The organism is Rhizobium sp. 01N447_2 (genome assembly GCF_056399245.1).
The window spans coordinates 93,759-114,065 of the sequence record NZ_JBFTQY010000014.1; the positions used below are offsets into that span (position 1 = coordinate 93,759).

The following is a 20,307-nucleotide window of genomic DNA, read 5'->3' on the forward strand; positions in this document are numbered from 1 at the left end:
GCCCCGTGCGCCCTTTCAGACGCACAAAGGACGCTTTAACTCTTTCAATCCTCGCATCAGCAAAACTGCGCAACGGTTTCACAGGACTTGCGCGAAAACAAAGAGATAGAGCATCTTCGCGACCTGGAGAAAGGCGAACATGTTCTCGATTTCTGGCTTCACCCCAGGCACCGGCTTATCACGCCATGTGACTTACATCGTCATGATGTCTGGCCAGAATCTTGTAGAGCTCTTTCAAACTGTCCGCACTCGGCCGTTCGGTGCTGTCCCCACCTGCCAGGCGCCAGACACGCTCGACATTGAGGTCCTGCGTGACTTGCGCAAGGTCTTCGTTCAGCGAGCGAATGACGATCTCCGATCGGCGCAACCGCCCCGACATTCTGACCAGCGCTGCGAACGGGAGGAAAATGATGCCGATGATGCCGAGAACAAGGACTGCGAACTGCCAGTCATCGAGGATAGACAGACCGTTTCGAACGGTCGCCATAAAAAAAACGGCATTTTGAAATGCCATGTGAAAACAGCTCATCAGATAGCTGGACCAATCTTCCATCACGAGCGCCCTCCCCGAGCGGTTTATATCTTGGAATATGCTGAAAAGTCTAGCAGACACTAACAATATCCCCTGCGGGAAAAGTATATTTGAGGTTGTATTACTCTGTTATATTGAACGCGAATCTTGTGATGGATCGGTGCCGACGAGTCCGGCCTTTCAAATTCCACCGCGGACATGAAAAAAGCTAACAGTGAGAGATAGAATGAATAGAAGACGTTTCCTCGCCTCGGTTCCGCTCGCTCTGTTGTATGTCCGTATGGGCCAGGCCCTGGCACAGATGCCTGCCGCTGCAGGGTTGCGCGCCCTTGCCGACAAGAAATCGTTCCGATTCGGATCGGCAATCGACCTGCAAAACATCAACGATCCAATCGCTTCCGAGATCTACATCGACAACGTCAATTCGATAACGCCGCGAAACGAGCTGAAGTGGAATGCGACGGAAAAGAGACCGGGTGTTTTCAGCTTCGGCAGTGCCGACCGCATGGTTGCATTTGCACGCAAAAACAACATGAGGGTTTATGGTCATACGCTGATCTGGTATCGCGTCCCGGGCTGGGTGTCTGATATCACGGACGCAAAGACCATTCAGGCGGCCATGAACCGTCATATAAAACAGGTTGTCACTCGCTATAAGAACTCGATCGATGCTTGGGATGTGGTGAACGAACCGTTGGAGTATGATGCACCGGATCTGCGGGATTGTGTTTTCCGACGCCTTCTTGGCGACGATTATATTCGTATGAGTTTCGACATGGCGTACCAGGCCAATCCCGGCGCAACGCTGGTGCTCAACGAAACGCATCTGGAGAAGAAATCCGACGTATTCGAACAAAAGCGCGCGCGCATCTTGAAAATCGTCGAGGATCTCGTGGCAAAAAAAACGCCGATCAACGCGGTGGGGCTGCAAGCGCATTTCCGCCCCGGTCTCGACCGGATCGATCCGGAAGGAATGGGGCGCTTCTGCGCGGCGCTGAAGGACATGGGTGTCGGCGTTTTCATCACGGAACTGGATGCGTCCTGCCACTTCCTGAACCGCGACAAAGCCTTCACGCCGGCATCCTACGCCGATATTTTCAGTGACGTGATCACCGTGGCGGCCGAACATGGCGACTTGAAAGGCGTGACAGTATGGGGCATGTCGGAAAAATACGGCGAGCGCGATGAGAAAGCGGCCGATCCCGCCGCGGCTTGCACGAAGCGCGTTAATCTTTACGACGAAAATAATGCGCCAAGAAGTGCGATCGACGGTGTCCGGCGGGCAATAGAGGCGATGTGATGCATAAGACAACGGAGACGCGAACAGATTCATGAAAAAAGCCGTTATTTATGTGGAAAAATTTTTGCCTGCCAGCCAGGCATTTGTTCTCAACCAGGCGGTAGCGTTTCGTACTTTCGAAGCTGAAATTCTTGCCGGCTCGCGAATTTCTTCGGCGCATACAAAAAAATCCACTGTTCCGGTTCATGACATCCGTCGGTCTCCCATTGCGCGGGCCGGTGAACTGCTGCTGAAAATCCCGCAGATCGGCCTTCCCTTCCTCTTTCCTGCGATCGGCAAAGCCGATCTCGTTCACGCCCATTTCGGCAAGAACGGGTATGTCATTGGCCCGCTGGCCCGGGCCGCCGGCAAACCGCTCGTCACGACGTTCCACGGCTTCGATGCCACCTATCGCGGCGACCCGAAAAAGCCGGGCGGCTTCAATCAGGTGCGTTTCTTCGCCAAGGGCCGGAGCGAGATGGCCGGATGGAACAGCTGGAACATCGCCGTTTCCGATTTCATCCGCGACCGGCTGCTGGCCCTCGGCTTTCCAGCCGAACGCGTCTATCGCCATCATATCGGCATCGATCTCGATCTCTTCAAAATGGAACCTCGTCCCCGAAAAAAAGGGCTCGTGGTTTCAATTGCCCGCTTCGTCGACTATAAGGGCCATCGTTTCATGATCGATGCGCTTTCGCGTGTGGCTGCCGCCGGCACCCCGGTCGAATTCGTCATGGTCGGCCAGGGTCCCTTGAAGGAGGAAATCGAAGCACTGGCGCGTCGTTCCTTGCCAAGCGTCACGATCCATGAAAATCTGTCGCAGACTGAGATAAGAGATCTGCTCGCCAGTGCGGAGCTTTATCTCCACGGAAGCGTGACGCTCGACAATGGTCACGCCGAAGCTTTCGGCCTCGCAAATCTCGAGGCGGAAGCCGTCGGTACTCCGGTCGTCGCATTTCGCTCGGGAGGCGTCGGCGAAGCGATCGAAGAGGGTAAAACTGGTTATCTCGTGGAGGAGCGGGATGTCGCGGGAATGGCGGACGCGGTCGGAAGACTGCTCAACGACCAGGCTCTGTGGACAGCCTTTAGCGCGCGGGCACCGCTTTTGGTGGCCGAACGCTTTGACTTACGTCGTCAGACGGGGACGCTCGAGGACTATTACAGTTCCGTGCTAGACGAATTTTCCAGCCGGGGTCGGACTTGATGGTGCAGACAGGGAAAAAGCCGAAGTGGGGACTGAACGTATTTCGGCCACTGCGGAACGGATTTGTGAAGGCCAAGTGGCTCTACTATACGAAATTCTGGGGAATGGACATCGATCCGACGGCGAGCTTTTCCTTGAGCGTGCGTTTCGACAAGACCAACCCTAGGGGATTGCATATCGGCGCGGAAACTTACGTTGCCTTTGAGGCTGCGATTCTGACCCACGACCTCACACGCGGGCTCTACCTTCACACGAGGATCGGCAAGCGCTGCTTCATCGGCGCCCGCAGCATCATTCTGCCCGGCGTCGAGATCGGCGACGAATGCGTCATCGGCTCGGGCTCGGTGGTGACCAAGAGCGTGCCGCCACGCTCGCTCGTCGCTGGCAATCCGGCAAAGATAATCCGCAGCGACATCAAGATCATTTCGCGTTACGGACGCATGGCACGCGAAGATGAGATGGTCTCGCAGATCGTGACGCACTTGCCGACTGGAGAAGCACGATGAAGATGTTTGCCTACCGGGGGAAACACGAGAATTTTGGCGACGAACTGAACCATTGGCTTTGGGAGCGCTTGCTGCCCGGCTTCTTCGACGACGACGAAAGCCAACTTTTTCTCGGCATCGGTTCGATTCTCTACGACAATTTCGACCCGAATATGCAGAAGATTGTCTTCGGCTCGGGCTATGGTGGCTACACCAACCCGCCGAAAGTCGATCGCAACTGGACATTCTATTTCGTGCGCGGAAAGAAGACTGCCGAAGTCCTCGGCATCGATCCGAGCTACGCCATCGGCGATTCGGGTATCCTCACGCGCAGCTGCTGGGATGCAAAAAGCATCGAGAAGCGCTACCCGGTCTCTTTCATGCCGCATTACGAAAGCGCCATGTACGGCAGTTGGGATAAGGCCTGCGAGCTCGCAGGGATTCACTATATCGATCCCCGCTGGTCTGTGGAAAAGGTTCTGACCGAAATCAGCGCATCGCATAAAGTGGTCTCCGAGGCGATGCATGGCTGCATTATCTCAGACGCGCTGCGCGTTCCCTGGCGGGCTATCCGACCGATCGCGCCGGGGAATCGAGCCAAGTGGTACGATTGGGCAAGTGCGCTTGATCTCGAGATCGACTTCGACGCGATTGGCCCGTCAAATATCGTCGAAGCAGGCGCGTCGCTGGTACGCAAAAACACCTACCTTTTGAAGAACATAACGTTCCGCCACCGCCGCATCCGACAGCTCACCGGCAACTATGTCTTTGGATCGACGGTCAAGACGTTGCAGCGGGTAGCAGAGAAGCCGGGCCAGCTCAGCACAGATGAGTCTATTGTAAAGGCGCACGACAGAATGCTGCTTGAGCTAAACCGACTGAAACAAGATTTTTCCAAGAAAACGGCAAGCGTCCTGTGATGTCGCAAACCGAGTTCGTGACGAGGCAATAGGCATGATCCTTTCTAACTCCATCAACCCACTCTGCCCTGACAAAGGGGAGAGGCACTTTGGGCGGGTATTCAGCCCACTTAAATGGTCGATGTCCTGGTCGTGCGGAGCCATTCATCTATGAGCAGTGTTACCGACCGACTGATCCAGGGCAGCATATGGCTGAGTCTGTCCCGCGCCATCGTCAACGGGCTTTCCGCGCTTAGCACCTTTGTCCTGGCCTGGTATCTCGTGCCGGCCGACTTTGGTCTCGTTGCTATCGCAACGACGATCCAGGTCATTTTGAGCTCCGTCACCGAACTCTCGCTGAATCAGGCGCTTATCCGCCACGAATCTCCGAGCGAAGTTCACTTCAGTGCGGTGTGGACGTTGAGCGTGACGCGAAGCGCTGTTTTGGCGCTGCTGTTTGCGGCCAGTGCCTATCCGATCGCCGAGTTTTACAACGAGCCCCGGCTGACGAGCGTCATGCTTGCTTTGAGTTTCAGCCTGCTCCTGAGTGGTCTCGCCAATCCACGCCGCGTCATGCTCCAGCGTGATCTGATCTTCTGGCAGGAGTTCGTACTCAACGTCTCGCAAAAGCTGGTCGGCTTCGTCGTGACGGTGGCAATTGCTGCCATCTACCAGAGTTATTGGGCGCTCGTTGTCGGCACACTCGCCTATCAGGTCACGAATATCATCGTTTCCTATACGGTCCTGCCGTTCTGGCCGCGCATAACCTTCCGGCATGCACGGGAATTGTTTTCGTTCTCGCTCTGGCTGACGGCCGGACAGATCGTCAACACGCTGAACTGGCGGGTCGAATATCTGTTAATCGGCAAGATGCTGGGCGCCACGCAGCTTGGCCATTATACCGTCGGCAACACTCTTTCGACTCTGCCGACGCGCGAGGCGACGGCGCCGTTGAACCAGACGATTTACCCGGGCTTTTCGAAGGTCCGCAACGACCCGGTCCGGCTTGTCGCAGCCTATCAGCGTGCACAGGCGCTTCTGGCGGCGGTGGCGCTTCCGGCCGGAATCGGCATGGCAGTGGTAGCTGATCCGATGATGCGGCTTGCCTTGGGAGAAAAGTGGGTTCCCGCCATCTTCATCGTACAGGCGCTCGCATCGGTCTTCGCGCTGCAGACCCTCGGTTCGCTCGTCCAACCGCTGGGCATGGCAAAGGGCCATACCAAGATGCTGTTCATCCGCGACACGCAGATGCTGGTGGTCCGCGTGCCCATCATCATCGCTGGTCTCATGATGGCCGGGCTTCCGGGCGTCGTCTATGCACGCGTGTTGACGGGCCTGATTTCCACCGTAGTCAACATGCTTCTCGTCAAGCGCTTGATCAATCTGCCATTCTTCCAGCAGCTCGCGGCAAACTTCCGCGCGCTTGCCAGTGTCGCCGTGATGGCTGCCGGCGTCTGGGGATTGTCGCATGTCCTGAACACTCCCACCGACAAGTTGGCGCTGGCCCTTCACCTGGCCATCCTCGTTGTCACCGGCGGCATCCTCTATGTCGGTTCCAGCTTTGTCCTTTGGCTCGCGATGAAGAAGCCAAACGGCCCGGAAACTGAAGTTCAGCGTATCGTTGTCAAGTTCCTGACAAAAGCCAAACGTATTGCCGTACCCAAGTCGGCTTGAAGTGAAACGAACATCAAGAAGAGAGGCAGAATGACCAGCCAATCCAGATCGGAGCTGATCGCAAAACTCAATGGCATGATCCATGATTGCCTGAAGGACTATGTCTCGCGCGACGAACCGCTTGCGATTCTCGACTTTCCCGACATCCGCAATTGCGGCGACTCGGCAATCTGGCTGGGTGAGATGGCCTATCTCAAGGATCGCTTCGGCAAGCGCCCGGACTATGTTTCCAGATTGTACGACTTCTCCGCCGACGATCTGAAACGGCGCGTACCGACCGGCCCGATCTTCATTCACGGCGGCGGCAATTTCGGCGATATCTGGGTTGCCCACCAGGATTTCCGCGAAGCGATCATGGAGCGTTTCCCGGATCGGCAGATCATCCAGTTCCCGCAGTCGATCCACTACAGTTCGCCTGAGCGCATCGAGCAATCCAAACGGGCAATCGGGCGCCACAAGAATTTCGTGCTGCTCGTGCGCGACGAAGAATCGAAGGAGTTTTCCGAAAAGCACTTCGACTGCACCGTACGACTATGCCCCGATATGGCTTTTGCCATCGGCCCGCTTGCGGAAAGGGCGACACAGATTCCCGTCCTCGCCATGTTGCGGGAGGATGCGGAACGGGTTGGCGGTACCGATCGCAAAATTCCTTCCGATATTCCTGTGGAAGACTGGATTACCGAGTCGAAACGGAAGGTCGATATCGCCAAGAAGTTGGGGGTAGCTTCGGCCTATCTCGCATTGAAGCCGAGCGAAGTTGCCTTGCGCAGACTGGACGCTGCGGCACACAACCGTTTCGAGCGCGGAATCAGTCAGATTTCGCGTGCCCGCGCAATCGTGACCGATCGCCTGCACGTCCATATCTGCTCGCTGCTGCTCGGCCGCCCGCATGCCGTGCTGGACAACAGCTATGGAAAGATCCGCCGCTTCATGAACGCTTTCTCCGGCGGAACCGACCTTTCATACAAGGCAACCTCGCTCGAGGACGGAATAGAGTGGGCGCGTGGTCAGGCAGCCAAGGGGCGTGTCGATGAAAAAGAAGCTGTGAGCTTGCGGGCTTAAGGGGGTCATTCGATGACACTTGTCACCTTCATTATCCCGGTCCGACATCAGGACAATGCCCGCGATTGGAGCAGGCTGAAGGCAAACCTGACCCAGACCGTGGCCTCCATTTCCAACCAGACCAACGGAGACTGGCGCGGCATCATCGTGGCAAACGAAGGCGCCGATCTGCCTGACCTACCGGAAAAATTCTCCGCCGTGCGTGTCACCTTTCCGCCGAACGACCTTCATGAGCTCGGAAAGGGCAGCAAGGAAGACTTCCTTGATGCCTTCCGGGCAGACAAAGGGCGTCGCGTTCTGAGCGGCATGCTGAATGCCACGGAAAGTCGTTTCTTCATGATTGTCGATGACGACGATTTCGTAAGCTCTCGGATCGTTCAACACGTATCCGACAATCGGGACGCCAACGGGTGGACGATCGACCGTGGTTATATCTGGGACGATGGCGGTAGTTTCCTGTTTGGCCACGACGACTTCAGCCATCTCTGCGGTACCTCGTTGATCATTCGTGCCGATCTCTACGAACTGCCGACCCGCTTTGAGGATGCTTCGCTCGACTGGATCAAGTCGATGCTGGGCAGCCATGTCCGCATAGCGGATATTCTTGCGCAACGGGGAGCGCCGCTCGCGAAGCTTCCCTTTCGCGGGGCGGTCTATCGGGTCGCCCACGGCGGATCGCATAGTCAGGCACCGAGCCTGCTGCGACAGTATTTCCTCAACCGCGGCGTGCTCACCAAACCCCGGCGATGGTTGCGTAATCTTCGTAAGCTGAGGATACTCGGCGAGGGTCACAGGCGCGAGTTTTTCGGTAAGACGCGGTCGACCCCCGCGTAAGCGCCGATCCCATTCGAACATCGCACAGGCAGTCAAAATATGAAGCTTTTCTCTTTCGACTTCACCAAGAGGGTTGATAACTGATGTCGGATCTCTTCGTCAGCGTGCTCTTTTCATCTTACAATGGCGCCAGCCGCCGGCTGCGCCATACTTTGGATTCCTTGGTGCACCAGGAGCTTCCCCATGATCGGTGGGAACTGATAGCCGTCGACAACAATAGCAATGACGGCACGTTTGATCTTTTGGAAACCTATAGCGACAAGCTTCCCATCACCATCCTGCAGCAGCGCAAGCCGGGAAAGTCCGGCGCGCTGAATATGGCCTTGGATCGGGTGAAGGGGGATCTCATCGTCTTTACGGACGACGATGTTCGTGCCGAGCCGAACTGGCTGAAAGCGATCGTCGACTGCGCCGCAGCCCATCCGAGTTATGGCGTCTTCGGCGGCAGAATCGTCCCCGAATGGGAGAAAGAACCAAAAGACAGGTTTATCGAATGGATTCCGATGGGATCCACCTTTGCGATAGTCGATGACACCCAAAGCGGACCGTGTGACCCGACGAAAGTCTGGGGCCCGAATACGATCGTCCGGCGAGAGTTGCTCGGAACAAGCGTGCGCTACCGCGAAGATATCGGTCCTCTTCCCGGAAAGATTTTTGCCATGGGTGAAGATGCGGAAATCATCATTCGCCTGGCGGCCAATGGCGCCAAGTCCTATCGATGCGCCGAGGCCGTGGTCCATCATTGGATTCCGGCATCAAGTGTCACCGAGGATTGGGTACAGAAAAGAGGCGAGCGGCTTGGCTACGGCATGCCGGCGCTCTTTCCCGACGAGGTGCCTGGAGGGGTGAGGTTAAGCGGAGTTCCGCTTCCGACCTGGATCGAAAGCGCACAATGGGCCTTCCGGGCAGCAATGCTTTATCTCCTGCCGCGATCGAAGAAACGTTTCTGGGCGATCTGGAAATATTATTACATGCGTGGCTATCGCGCCGGAATTCGCCGATACGTTTCTCAGACGATGACGCAGTAATCGATTGCATAGGAGGCAGTAATTTGAAACTCTCGGTGCTCATCAGAAATTTATGGCAGTATTTGCGCCCACGCATCGACAGCGTTCTATCGCAGGCCCAAGACATCGGTAAAGGCGTGACCCGAATCGCACAGGGAAGCGACCCGACCGAAATGAGGTCCGGAGCATCACATGAGCAAAGTCAAGGTTACAATACTGTTCTCAACTTATAACGGCGAGAAGACTCTGCCAACGATGCTTGATGCACTATGCGCTTCAACCCTACCGAAGGAAGAATGGAAAATTGTTGCGGTCGACAACAACAGCAGCGACGACACTGCAGCAGTCTTGAATTCCTATAAGGAGCGGCTTCCGCTGGAAGTTTATTTTGAGCCAAAACAAGGTAAGCAGTACGCATTGACTTTGGGCTTCCGCCATCTGGAGGGCGAACTCGTCATTTTAACCGATGACGACGTCATTCCCGCGCCGGATTGGATCGAGCAGTTTCTCACCTTGGCAGATGAGCAGCCACAGTTTGCCATATTCGGCGGCTTAATCACGCCCGAATGGGAGGAAAGGCCTGCACCGTGGCTCATCAATTACGGGCATCTGGGGATTCTTTATGCGCTAAATGGCGGTCTACCCGAGGGGCCGATTTCAGCGGCATTGATATCGGGGCCGAATTCGGCCTTCCGTCGTTCCATTTTAGGATCCAGCTATATCGTTCACGACGGCCTCGGCCCCGATGCCACTGTCGCTCAGTTCCCCATGGGTGAGGATACTGCTTTCGCTCTCAGGTTGGAGAAGAATGGAGCCAAGGCTTTTCACTCGCGGCATCCCGGGGTTCGGCACATTGTCAGGAAGGGCTATGTGAACGAAGGCTGGGTTTTGCGGCGCGGCGAGCGTTATGGCATGGGCTTGGTTATCGTTCGGCCGGACCTCTTCGACAGAAAAACGAAAATTGGCGGTCTGCCCATCGCTAGCGCCTTGAGATGGCTTCTGATGGTGCCGGCCAGCGTCGTCGTCAAGAGATTTCCGCTAAACGGCGTTCGCTTCAAATTGCTCTGGGCGCAGTCGGTGAGACAGGGGATCCTGCGCCAATTTCTCAAGCAGCGATCTACGATGAATAGAACGATCTACTCTCAGGTCGGTGCCAAATGACGAAAGTACTAAACCGCGGCATCGACAGGAAGTGCTCCAGCTGCGGAGGCAGCGGGCAGGATTTTCGCACGTCAGGAGGCGAGTGGGTTTGATGACGGATCCGAGAATTAGTGTCATCTTTTCGTCCTTCAACGGCGCCAGCAGACGGCTTCAACAGATGCTGGATTCGATGTTGGGGCAAAACCTTCCAGTCGAACAATGGGAACTGATTGCCGTCAACAACAACAGTAAAGACGAAACACAGGAGCTTCTCGATCAATATGCAACGAAGCTTCCAATTGTTGTTGTTAATCATACCCGCCCAGGCAAATCAGGAGCTATGAACGCAGCTCTGGTGATAGCTCGAGGAGCGCTGATCGTTTTTACGGACGACGACGTCGAGGCAGATGCGAACTGGTTGAGTTCGATCGCTGCATGCGCGGAGGCGAACCCGGATTTCGGCGTTATCGGCGGCCGAATTCTTCCAAATTGGGAGCATTATCCCCATGGGGATCCGATGTTGGACTGGATTCCCATGGGATCAACCTTCGCCATAGCCGACCAGGAATCCAGTGGCCCATGCGACCCGACAAAAATTTGGGGTCCGAACACGACCGTGCGTCGCGAATTGCTTGGCAGCAATGTTCGATTCCGCGAAGATATCGGGCCGCTTCCAGGAGGTCTTTTCGCAATGGGAGAGGATACGGAAATTGTCAGCCGCTTATCCCGAAGCGGCGTGAAAACCTATCGGTGCGCTGAGGCCATTGTTCATCATTGGATTCCAGCCTCTAGCGTGACAGAGGCTTGGGTACAGAAGCGTGGGGAACGTCTTGGCTATGGAATGCCGGCGCTCTTCGTTGAAAACATTCCCAAAGGTATAAGGATCGGGGGAATCCCCTTAAGAACCTGGATCGAGAGCGCCAACTGGGCGGTTCGGGCAGCCCTCCTTTATCCGTTGCCGCGATCAAAGAAGCGGTTCTGGGCCATCTGGAAGTACTATTACATGCGTGGCTACCGCGCCGGACTTCGCCGATACGCGCCGGCAGTAAATCATTCTGGTCGACTAGCGCAGGAGGTCGTGCATTGAAATTATCGGTGCTTATCAACAATTTCAATTACGGCCAGTATCTGCGCCCATGCATCGACAGTGTTCTGTCGCAGGTCTATCCCGACTTCGAAGTGATCGTGGTCGACGATGGCTCCACCGATGATTCCCAAGAGATTCTTGCTTCCTATGGCGAGCGGATCCTGACCGTATTGAAGGAAAATGGTGGCCAGGCATCGAGCTTCAATGCGGGTTTTGCGGCCGCAAGCGGCGATATCCTCTTTCTCCTCGATGCCGATGATGCGTTTCTGCCCGGCAAACTTGCTCGTATCGCCGAGATCTACGATCACAACGAGATCGACTGGTGCTTCGACCGGGTGACGACCGAGGAAAGCGACCAGCCTCCTGCAGAGCTGCAAGTGACACTGTTCGACAAGCGGGACACCCTTCGCAGGGGCGGCTTTCCCTCGCTTCCGGTTCCGACATCGGGCTTGAGCTTCCGCCGCAATCTGCTGTCCCAGATACTGCCGATGTCCGTCGCGACAGACGTCGTCCTCAGCGACAATTATATCAAGTTTGCCGCTGCCTTTCTCGGCCGCGGCGCCATCGTCGAAACACCGCTGACGTTTCAGCGCATTCATGAGTCGAACCGCTACACGGGCACAAGCAGGGCAAAGACACTGCGCCCGCGGATCATGATCGCGACTGGGCTCGAACTGGCACGCCGCTATGACGGGCTGCAGGCACTCGGCAAGAGCCTCGTGGCCGGCGGAATTGCCGAAACGACATCGCTTCTGAAGCTCCGGGGCGAAGCTCGCAACACGGTGGCCGGCGGTCCGTTCGGCGATGCTGCCGCGACCGAAGTGGCCTTGATGGCGGCGCGCAAGCGTTTGGGAAATATGCTGCGGAGAGGACAGTCATGAATCAGCAACAGACTTTTCCGCATTCATCCGTCGGCACAGAAGCAGGCGCCGCACCGCTGAATATCGCCGTCGGCGTGCTGACCTATCGACGCCTCGACGGGATTGCCAAGCTACTTGACGTGATGACCCGCCAGAATCGACATCCGGATCGTCCCTATCATCTCACCATGGTGATCGTGGACAATGATGCAGCCGGCAGCGCAAAGGCCACGGTGGAGGGGTTCGGCCAGACAGGCGCCTACGACCTGATCTACGTCATCGAACAAAACCAGGGCATACCCTTTGCGCGCAACCGCGCGATGGATTCAGCGCCTCCCGGCACCGACCTTTTCTGCTTTCTCGACGATGACGAATGGCCGGTCGACGGCTGGCTGGACGCGATGCTGGAAACACGGGAGAAAAGCCGCGCCGATTGCGTCTACGGTCCCGTCCAGCCGGTCTATCCGGAAAACCCGCCGGAATATTTCATCAAGGCGAGAGTCTTCGAGCGCAAAAAGAACAAGGACGGTCAGCGTATCGGTTATGCGGCCTCGAACAACGTCATGTTCGACTATCCCCTGATCCGCTCATGGAATCTGCGTTTTGAAGAGAAGATGCGATTCACCGGAGGCACGGATTATCTCTTCTTCAATCAGGCCATCCGTCGCGGCATGCAGGTTTTCTGGGCTGATAAGGCGCTTGTCTATGATATCGTTCCCGCGAACCGGATGACCTGGAAATGGGTGCTGCAAAGACAATACCGGCTCGGAAATACCTTCGCAGTCAGTGAGGTCCTGCATGGCAACCTCAAGCGCCGAGCCTATCGCGCGGTTTATGGAGCGACGAGGGTCATACTGGGACTGGCCATGCTGCCGGCGATTTTGATTTCACCCTATTGGGGCATGCGAGCTCTCACCCACGTTCTGCGCGGTGCTGGCATGGTCAACGGGATTCTCGGACACGCGTACCAGGAATACAAACCCAATGCCGCCCACTGATATTGCTTGCGGGAGGGCCTCGAATGAGTTTCGGCCCTTCTTTTGTTCAAGACGAAAACATCCTACGGTTAACCGGCCGTCCATGAATTTCAAAGCTTCGACCAACCAAACCAAAAATGCTACACTTCTATTGAATTATCGCGGCACAGCCGCAGTTTGAACAGAACGGTTTTGCGCTATTATCATCGGTCAAATATAGGAGATGCCTGTCTATGGCTGAGAAAAAATTGAAGGTTCTCGCTGCCTCGTCAGGAGGCGGCCATTGGGAACAGCTGATGGCCATGCGCGGCGCATTCGAGGGCTGCGATATCGTCTTTGCAACGACCATCCCAGGGCTGCTTGCCAAATACGACATTCGCGACGGCCTGGTGCTTCCCGATTGCAGCCGCGACTCGATCACAATGTCGATCCGGTGCTTTTTCAGCGCCTTCTCCATCGTCATCAAGCAGAGGCCAGACGTTATTATCTCGACCGGCGCCGCACCCGGACTTTTTTGCCTGCTTGCCGGCAAATTGATGGGCAAGCGAACGATCTGGATCGATAGCGTCGCCAATGTCGAGAAGCTCTCCCTATCGGGAAAATTGGCTGGCCATATTGCGACGCTCTGGCTCACGCAATGGCAGCATCTTTCACGGCCGGATGGCCCCCACTACGCAGGAGCTGTCCTTTGATTCTCGTCACCGTCGGAACGCAGCTGCCATTCGATCGCCTCGTCAAGGCCGTCGATACCTTCGCAACGGAACTGTCCAAACCGGTTCTGGCACAGATCGGCAGGGGCAGCTACACGCCACAGAACATGAAGTGGATCAAAAATATCGAGCCGAAGGACTTTGATAAGGTCTTTCGCGATGCAACCATCATCGTCTCTCATGCGGGAATTGGCACTGTGCTGACGGCCAAGCGTTTTGGGAAGCCGATCATTCTCGTTCCCCGACAGGCGGCGCTCGGCGAGCACCGAAACGATCATCAGCTTGCCACGGTAGGCCAGCTCGCAGGCCGACCGGGTATCTATGTCGCGCATACCGATGACGATCTCAAAAACTATCTCCTCGAAGATCTGGATAGTCCGTCTCACGAAGATTCGTCTGAGGCCGGCCGGGCTTCGCTGGTCAGTTACTTGAAAAATTATATTGCCGCCGTCTGAACCCGGAAGCCGTCACGGATTGTGACGGGCATGTGAGGATTTTTCATTCTCCGCAATTGTTGCCGGCGATGCGTTTGACGAGTTCAGGCGTGATGATTTTGGAGGCGATGTCGGGCAGAGGATGCGCGCCATCAGGAATTGCCGTAACCAGATCATCCGGCGTAAGACGCTCCCAGTTGGGCCGGTGGTCGACAAACTCCAGGCCCCGTTTTTGCGCCTCCGCCTGATGTGCCGAGATGTAGCTGTCGACAAAGGGGCGGATCAGCCCACGTAATCCTGAAAACGGATTCATGGCCATGACGACAATCCGCGCTTGCGGCAGGCGCTGCCGAAGCTGGTCGAGGATGTCGCCGATATTCTTTCGGCTTTGTACAAGCGACACAAACCGATGCAGCGTTGCGTCGTTGGCGTAGAGCTCAATCAGGATGATATCCGGCTGCTCGGCAACGACGCGATCGATCTGGGTTAGAGCCCACAGCGACGTTTCACCGCTTTTCGCAACACTATCGACCTTCACAGGCCGGTGCAGGCAGGCTGCAAGCTCTGTCTCAAGGGCAGGCTGCCATCCCCCGCGGGCCGTCAAGGATGTTCCGAAGGCCACTATTTTCAGCGGCGGAGGACTATCGGCATAACCGTTTTTGGTCGCTGAAAGCATCACCAGACACGCCAGAAACAGAACCAGTCCATAAGCCGGTCGCCTCTCAATTGGCGCCGCTCGCCAAAGCCGCAAACATATCATAGGGAGACCCTGCAGCAGGCTTGAGACAATTTCGTGAAATGGAAGCTCATACCTCTGTTCAAGCGCCACGAAATAACCCAACCCCAGCCCGGCGAATGACAACGGCTGCTTTAAGACGTGGGGCTCCTAACGCGAAACAGCCGCCAATCACTCCTGACGAAATACGTGCTGCATCTGATCGGTCAGAGGCTTGGTGAGATAGGATATAACCGTCCGGTCGCCGATCTTGATAAAGACCTCCGCCGGCATGCCGGGATAGAGCTTTATTGTCTTCATCCTGGCGATGCTTTCAGGTTTCGGCTTGACGCGAAGGGGATAGTAGCTAATGCCCGTGCGCTCATCCTTGACGATATCAGGAGCGATAGAGGTAATCTCACCGCTCACGTCAGGCGTCGTGCGTTGATCGAAAGCGCTGAAACGCACATCGACGGACTGACCGACGTGAACCTGATCAATGTCGCGGGTGGCAACTTTCGCCTCGACCGTAAGCTCGTTGTTTTCGGGCACGACGAGCATCAGCGTCTGACCGGGATCGATGACGCCATTGACCGTGTGAACCGAAAGTTCGTGAACTCGTCCGGTCAGCGGCGCGGTAATGTCGAGACGGTGCAGCTGATCGAGCGCGGTTCCGCGGCGCTCTTCATATTCGGCTATCTGCGCCTCGACGTCGGTCAGGTCCTTTGCGATCTCCGAACGACGATCCTCGTCGAGCTGGATCGACTGGCGATCGATCTCGATTGCCTTGCCCTCGGCCTCCGCCTTTGCTGCAATTTCCTGGCCGCTGTTGCCCTGGAGATCGGCACGTGCCCGCTTGAGCTGATTCAAACGCTGAAGAGTGACCAGCCCCTTCTTATAGAGCACATCAATGCCTCCAAGCTCCTCTTCGATCAAGCCCAGGGAATCATTGGTGGCATTGATCTGAACGACCAACCCCTTTACCTGCTCGGCCAGCTGATCCTTACGCGATGCCAGCTGGCTCTTCATCCCGATAAGCGCCGACCTGCGACTGTCGAACAACTTCTGCTCGCCATCGAGAAGCTTCTGCGCCGAGGTGCTGGATGTCAGATCGGTGATGTTTTCCTCGACCTCGAACGATTCGGCGCCGATCCGTTCCGCCTTTAGACGGGCACGGCGCGCATAAAGCTGAGCGAGCGTGCTTTCGACAATCGAGAGGTTCGCTCTGGTCGTCGTTCCATCGAGCCGGATCAGCACCTGCCCTGCCGTCACATGGTCGTTTTCGGAGACCAGCAATTCCGACACGATACCACCTGTCAGGTGCTGGATCTTCTTGACATCGCCGTCGACGACGATCACGCCCTCGCCGATGACTGCGCTCGAAAGCTCTGTCGTCGCCGCCCAACCGCCGATGCCACAAACGAGGGCTATCGACAACACACCGACAACGGCAACATGCCGATTGAGGGAGCGTTTCGATTCACTGATAACCTTGCTCACAATCTTCCTTCTGGCCTATTCGGCCGCATTCATGCCGTCGACCACGACTTTAAGCTGAGCCACGCGCTCGGCAATCGGCGTACGCGCCGCTTCCGGCCGGCTGACCCTTGCCAGAACTTCCTCTTTGGGACCAAACGCGATCATACGGCCTTCCTGCATCATCAGCACGAAGTCGCAGACCGCTAGAACGCCGGACCGATGTGCGATGACAACGACAATGCCGCCGCGCGCCCGCACGCTCATGATCGCGGCACTCAGCGCCCGCTCGCCTTCTTCATCGAGATTGGAGTTCGGTTCGTCGAGCACGACGAGGAATGGTTCGCCGTAAAGCGCTCTTGCCAGCGCGATACGCTGTCTCTGGCCGGCTGAAAGTGCAGCACCGCCTTCGCCGATTTCGGTTTCGTAACCGTTCGGTAGACGAAGAATAAGATCGTGAACACGCGCCGCCCGCGCTGCGGCAACCACGACCTCGGGTGACATCTCCTTCGCGAAACGGCAGATATTCTGCGCGACGGTCCCCGAGAAAAGCTCCACATCCTGCGGGAGATAACCGATATGCCGGCCAAGTGCGTCGCCGTCCCACTGATCCAGCGCAGCGCCATCGAGACGAATGGATCCTCTGACGGTCGGCCAGATGCCCATCATCGCCCGTGCCAACGACGACTTGCCCGAGGCACTGTAACCAATGACACCAAGCGCGCTGCCCGCCCTCAAGCCGAAGCTGACATCGGAGATGACCAGGCGCTGGCCCGCCGGCGGTCCGCTCGCCAAGCCCTCGACAGTGACTTGCTTGGTAGGAGCCGCGAGCGCAAGGGGGGCTGGAATCTCAGGAATGGTTTTCAGCAGGCTCGAAAGCCGCGCCCAGCTCTGCTGAGCAGAAACGAAACCACGCCAATTTCCAATCGCCGCTTCGACAGGCGCCAGAGCGCGCGAGGTCAATATCGAGCCCGCGATGATAATTCCCGAAGAGGCCTGCCCTTGAATGACCAGGATTGCGCCGGTCGCGAGCGTTCCCGATTGCAAAGCAATACGGAAAATCTTCGACAAGGTCGCATATCCGTTGCCGACATCCGATGCCTGCCGGGTGATCGTCCGGTATTCACTGTTCTTGCGGTCCCAGATTTCGGCCATCGTGCCTGCCATGCCCATGGCGTGAATAACCTCGGAGTTGCGGATCGAGGTCTGCGCGAAGGCATTCCGCATATTGGCGGAGTCAGATTGCTTTTTTGAGAGCGTACGCGTTCCCTGATTGGTCATGAACGTCAGGATGGCGAGAACCAGCGATCCACCGATCGCGATATATCCGATAGCCGGATGAAAGAGGAAGCAGATCACGATATAGAACGGCAACCAGGGCAGATCGAACATCGCTGTCGGGCCCATACCGGACAGGAAGGTTCTGATCTGGTCGAAGTCGCGCAACGGCTGAAGCCCGTCGCCACCGATTTTGACCTTCAACGGAGCCTTGATCAGCGCGCGGAACACACGTCCGTTCACCATCTCGTCAAGCGCACCGGCAACACGCACAAGCATCCTGCTTCGCAGAACCTCGAACGCTCCTTGAAAACAGTAAAGCATTAACGCAAGTATTGCCAGGACAGCCAGCGAAGGTATGCTTTTGCTGGGGATGACCCGGTCATACACCTCAAGCATAAAAAATGAACTTGTAAGGTATAGGATATTGATAAGCGCGCTTGCTATTCCAATGAAAACGAGCCCCCCCTTGCATTTCCTTAATGCTTTGGATGGCTCGCTGACATCAGCTGCTGAATTCTGAAACACGAAATAATCCCTCTCTTACCGCATCGCACGAAAGCAAATATGCCGGCGCACACTCCAGCTCCGGGTCCATCACGCCCGATCAATGACACGACTGCCTTGGACCCCGACACCGGCGCCGGACCCGCTTGCAAGCCCACGACCTATTACATGAATCCAACCAAAAAGTGACCAAAAATTCCAATTTATAACGAGCGGCTTCAGGGATTCTGACTTGACGCTACGCTAAATATACCAACCTAAGCAAGTGAAAATCGCAAATTGCCCAACAACGGCGCAGAGAGATGAACGTATCGCGCGCATATGCGCGACGTTTACTGGGGCGTTAACTATAAATTCAATCTATAGTTCATTTTTCCTATGAACGGCGGAACTATTTTTTTATCCGCGCCGTCGACCGCCGACACCCCTTCATCATCAAGCTTTCAGATGTTGAACAGCGGGCCGGCGCTCTCTTTGGCGTGATTCAAACCAGCAGGTGCGATGCTTGGCTGCTATGGAACGCGTCCACATTTATATACACGCCGAGCGAGTCGCTATCGACGTGAGAAGCGCCGTCAGAAATCTTATATTGGAAGGATTCGCTGACCTTTCCGCTGAGACCGGCGATTTTCACCGCATCGACCGTATACGTGTAATCACCGTCGCTCTCCACATGGATGACGCCGTATTTCCCCGTCAGCGTCAGGCCATGCTTGTCCACTGCGCTGTCACCGAAGCGACGAAGCAGCACGGTTCCATTGATTGCGCTATCGTTTTCGAGGAGGTTGCCATGATAGGCGCTGCCCGTATCCGTCGAGATCTTCAGGCTGTCATGGGCTGCGACAATCTTGGGAACGGCGACGGTGGGTGCGGTGGAAACCTGCGCTTCGGTCGCCGGCGCCGGAGTGCTTGTCTGCGACGGTGTTGACGGTTCGACATGCGGCTCCACAACCGGTGTGGTAGGCGTCTCATTGGTGGACGGGGTGTTGCCAGTCGTAGCGTCGAGTTCGGCCTGCGCTTGCTCCAGCGTTTTATTGTCGTTGATCAGGAAGGTGCTCTGCAGGGCAATTGCGACCGGCATTGTCAACGTCGACACCACGCTGTCGATGATATTATCATGGAAAGAGCCGGATGCAGGCCTGTCGACCTTCAGCGCCGAGGACGACAGGTCGTCAAAGACATTACCATGAATATCGATATCCGTGCGTGTATAACTTGGGTAACCTGCAGCGCTGATCGACACGCCCCAGACGCCGTTATGAATATAGTTTCCACTGATATCATAGTTTGTCGCATCGCCCTGGTCGCCAAGGCCGATGCCGAAAGACCAGCTGTAACCACCATATCCCGAAATGTCATTGTCGTGGATGGCGATATTCTTGCCTGCGTTGGCACCTATCCCGAAACCGCCACCGACCACGGTGTTGTCCTCGACCACCGCATTTACAGCCCGGACAAGCACCAGGACCGTTGCGGACGGTCCAGTTAGAGACATTTCCCGCATATATCGCCGCACCGCCGGTATCAGCAATCTTGATGTTCTCCACGATGATGTTTGAAGCCTTCGAGCCGTGGATGCCGTCATTGCTACTGTGAATGACCGGCGCATCGCCAACGCCGTAACTGCCAATGGTAATCGGAGAGCTGACAGTGCCGGAGTATTTCAGGTCGAATTGCTCGTTAAACACGCTTCCGGCGGCAAGCAGCACGCTGTCTCCCGGCTTTAGCCTCAAGGATTCGACCGCGGAAAGCGTCGCGAAAGCCGACTGCTCGCTCATCCCACTATTCTGATTGGATCCCGTTGCCGAATTTACATAGTAGACGGTCACGCCATGATCTCCCAAAGATACTGGAAAATCTTTTACCTGCAGACTTCTCTCTGCCTCCTAAAATGGAACACTAAAATGCGTTCTATCTCGCGACAATTCTTACATCCTCTACAAAATATCTTCGCTTCTCGAATATTTCGCGTTGCAAAAAAAGTTGCGCTGCACAATTATGGACAGGTTACCTGACATCAGCAGTGGCATTAAGACTATCTTCCAGGACACGCATATTAATTTGCGAAAATTGCGCCTCGAAAGAAAGCTTACTTGATAAACATATGTGACAAGAGCGCGACATCAGTTACTTCGCCGAAAATCATG

At 56.0% G+C, this 20,307-nt stretch carries 18 protein-coding genes and 1 pseudogene; 14 read left to right on the top strand and 5 right to left on the bottom strand.

The window, feature by feature from the left end:
• Positions 1–178: 178 nt before the first annotated feature.
• Positions 179–619 carry a hypothetical protein gene (locus tag AC1ECN_RS11500; RefSeq protein ID WP_130662055.1) on the bottom strand — a complete coding sequence of 147 codons (441 nt, stop codon included), beginning with the start codon at positions 617–619 and terminating at the stop codon, positions 179–181.
• 139 nt (positions 620–758) lie between these two features.
• On the opposite strand from AC1ECN_RS11500, the gene AC1ECN_RS11505 reads away from it, so the two are divergent.
• The 14 genes from AC1ECN_RS11505 to AC1ECN_RS11570 all read left to right on the top strand — a co-directional run bounded on the left by AC1ECN_RS11505 (position 759) and on the right by AC1ECN_RS11570 (position 14,205).
• On the top strand, positions 759–1,832 hold the full coding sequence (locus AC1ECN_RS11505; RefSeq protein WP_130662056.1) for an endo-1,4-beta-xylanase: 1,074 nt from the start codon (positions 759–761) through the stop codon (positions 1,830–1,832).
• Positions 1,833–1,863: 31 nt separating this feature from the next.
• The gene (locus AC1ECN_RS11510) at positions 1,864–3,015 is read left to right on the top strand and encodes a glycosyltransferase (RefSeq protein WP_018481601.1); all 1,152 of its coding nucleotides are present in this window, start codon (positions 1,864–1,866) and stop codon (positions 3,013–3,015) included.
• Entirely contained in the window at positions 3,015–3,521 is a 507-nt protein-coding gene (locus AC1ECN_RS11515; protein WP_018481602.1) for an acyltransferase, read from the top strand. The genes AC1ECN_RS11510 and AC1ECN_RS11515 overlap by 1 nt, the downstream gene beginning before the upstream one ends.
• A complete protein-coding gene (gene pssM / locus AC1ECN_RS11520; RefSeq protein ID WP_018481603.1) occupies positions 3,518–4,420 on the top strand; it encodes an exopolysaccharide glucosyl ketal-pyruvate-transferase in 903 nt (300 codons plus the stop codon). The genes AC1ECN_RS11515 and pssM overlap by 4 nt, the downstream gene beginning before the upstream one ends.
• A gap of 150 nt (positions 4,421–4,570) precedes the next feature.
• The gene (locus AC1ECN_RS11525) at positions 4,571–6,073 is read left to right on the top strand and encodes a lipopolysaccharide biosynthesis protein (RefSeq protein WP_018481604.1); all 1,503 of its coding nucleotides are present in this window, start codon (positions 4,571–4,573) and stop codon (positions 6,071–6,073) included.
• A gap of 30 nt (positions 6,074–6,103) precedes the next feature.
• Positions 6,104–7,135 (top strand): polysaccharide pyruvyl transferase family protein, encoded by a 1,032-nt coding sequence (locus AC1ECN_RS11530; RefSeq protein WP_018073805.1) that lies wholly within the window; start codon positions 6,104–6,106, stop codon positions 7,133–7,135.
• A 12-nt stretch (positions 7,136–7,147) separates the two neighbouring features.
• Entirely contained in the window at positions 7,148–7,969 is an 822-nt protein-coding gene (locus AC1ECN_RS11535) for a galactosyl transferase (RefSeq protein WP_130662057.1), read from the top strand.
• Positions 7,970–8,052: 83 nt separating this feature from the next.
• Positions 8,053–8,997: a glycosyltransferase family 2 protein gene (locus AC1ECN_RS11540; protein ID WP_018481607.1), complete on the top strand. Its 945-nt coding sequence runs from the start codon at positions 8,053–8,055 to the stop codon at positions 8,995–8,997.
• 171 nt (positions 8,998–9,168) lie between these two features.
• Positions 9,169–10,137: a glycosyltransferase gene (locus AC1ECN_RS11545; protein WP_130672968.1), complete on the top strand. Its 969-nt coding sequence runs from the start codon at positions 9,169–9,171 to the stop codon at positions 10,135–10,137.
• Between the two features lie 91 nt (positions 10,138–10,228).
• Positions 10,229–11,203, top strand: coding sequence for a glycosyltransferase family 2 protein (locus tag AC1ECN_RS11550; RefSeq protein ID WP_477953009.1), 975 nt, complete (start codon positions 10,229–10,231; stop codon positions 11,201–11,203).
• Complete coding sequence (locus AC1ECN_RS11555) at positions 11,200–12,084, top strand: glycosyltransferase family 2 protein (RefSeq protein WP_018073800.1); 885 nt, start codon at positions 11,200–11,202, stop codon at positions 12,082–12,084. The genes AC1ECN_RS11550 and AC1ECN_RS11555 overlap by 4 nt, the downstream gene beginning before the upstream one ends.
• Positions 12,081–13,061 (top strand): glycosyltransferase family A protein, encoded by a 981-nt coding sequence (locus AC1ECN_RS11560; protein WP_130662059.1) that lies wholly within the window; start codon positions 12,081–12,083, stop codon positions 13,059–13,061. The genes AC1ECN_RS11555 and AC1ECN_RS11560 overlap by 4 nt, the downstream gene beginning before the upstream one ends.
• Before the next feature lie 212 nt (positions 13,062–13,273).
• Positions 13,274–13,732 (top strand): glycosyltransferase family protein, encoded by a 459-nt coding sequence (locus AC1ECN_RS11565; protein ID WP_018073798.1) that lies wholly within the window; start codon positions 13,274–13,276, stop codon positions 13,730–13,732.
• A complete protein-coding gene (locus tag AC1ECN_RS11570) occupies positions 13,729–14,205 on the top strand; it encodes a glycosyltransferase (protein WP_018073797.1) in 477 nt (158 codons plus the stop codon). The genes AC1ECN_RS11565 and AC1ECN_RS11570 overlap by 4 nt, the downstream gene beginning before the upstream one ends.
• Before the next feature lie 43 nt (positions 14,206–14,248).
• On the opposite strand, the gene AC1ECN_RS11575 is transcribed toward AC1ECN_RS11570, so the two are convergent.
• From AC1ECN_RS11575 to AC1ECN_RS11590, 4 genes and pseudogenes are all read right to left on the bottom strand, one after another.
• A complete protein-coding gene (locus tag AC1ECN_RS11575) occupies positions 14,249–14,944 on the bottom strand; it encodes an SGNH/GDSL hydrolase family protein (protein WP_130662830.1) in 696 nt (231 codons plus the stop codon).
• 147 nt (positions 14,945–15,091) lie between these two features.
• Complete coding sequence (locus AC1ECN_RS11580; RefSeq protein ID WP_018073795.1) at positions 15,092–16,399, bottom strand: HlyD family type I secretion periplasmic adaptor subunit; 1,308 nt, start codon at positions 16,397–16,399, stop codon at positions 15,092–15,094.
• Positions 16,400–16,414: 15 nt separating this feature from the next.
• Complete coding sequence (locus AC1ECN_RS11585; protein ID WP_018073794.1) at positions 16,415–18,181, bottom strand: type I secretion system permease/ATPase; 1,767 nt, start codon at positions 18,179–18,181, stop codon at positions 16,415–16,417.
• A 463-nt stretch (positions 18,182–18,644) separates the two neighbouring features.
• A pseudogene (locus AC1ECN_RS11590) lies at positions 18,645–19,989 on the bottom strand (right-handed parallel beta-helix repeat-containing protein).
• Positions 19,990–20,307 lie beyond the last annotated feature (318 nt).

Excerpts from the sequence above, each read along its gene's own strand:
- AC1ECN_RS11505 (WP_130662056.1), top strand. The coding sequence starts at position 759 with ATGAATAGAAGACGTTTCCTCGCCTCGGTTCCGCTCGCTCTGTTGTAT.
- AC1ECN_RS11510 (WP_018481601.1), top strand. The coding sequence starts at position 1,864 with ATGAAAAAAGCCGTTATTTATGTGGAAAAATTTTTGCCTGCCAGCCAG.
- AC1ECN_RS11515 (WP_018481602.1), top strand. The coding sequence starts at position 3,015 with ATGGTGCAGACAGGGAAAAAGCCGAAGTGGGGACTGAACGTATTTCGG.
- pssM (WP_018481603.1), top strand. The coding sequence starts at position 3,518 with ATGAAGATGTTTGCCTACCGGGGGAAACACGAGAATTTTGGCGACGAA.
- AC1ECN_RS11525 (WP_018481604.1), top strand. The coding sequence starts at position 4,571 with ATGAGCAGTGTTACCGACCGACTGATCCAGGGCAGCATATGGCTGAGT.
- AC1ECN_RS11530 (WP_018073805.1), top strand. The coding sequence starts at position 6,104 with ATGACCAGCCAATCCAGATCGGAGCTGATCGCAAAACTCAATGGCATG.
- AC1ECN_RS11535 (WP_130662057.1), top strand. The coding sequence starts at position 7,148 with ATGACACTTGTCACCTTCATTATCCCGGTCCGACATCAGGACAATGCC.
- AC1ECN_RS11540 (WP_018481607.1), top strand. The coding sequence starts at position 8,053 with ATGTCGGATCTCTTCGTCAGCGTGCTCTTTTCATCTTACAATGGCGCC.
- AC1ECN_RS11545 (WP_130672968.1), top strand. The coding sequence starts at position 9,169 with ATGAGCAAAGTCAAGGTTACAATACTGTTCTCAACTTATAACGGCGAG.
- AC1ECN_RS11550 (WP_477953009.1), top strand. The coding sequence starts at position 10,229 with ATGACGGATCCGAGAATTAGTGTCATCTTTTCGTCCTTCAACGGCGCC.
- AC1ECN_RS11560 (WP_130662059.1), top strand. The coding sequence starts at position 12,081 with ATGAATCAGCAACAGACTTTTCCGCATTCATCCGTCGGCACAGAAGCA.
- AC1ECN_RS11565 (WP_018073798.1), top strand. The coding sequence starts at position 13,274 with ATGGCTGAGAAAAAATTGAAGGTTCTCGCTGCCTCGTCAGGAGGCGGC.
- AC1ECN_RS11575 (WP_130662830.1), bottom strand. The coding sequence starts at position 14,944 with ATGATATGTTTGCGGCTTTGGCGAGCGGCGCCAATTGAGAGGCGACCG.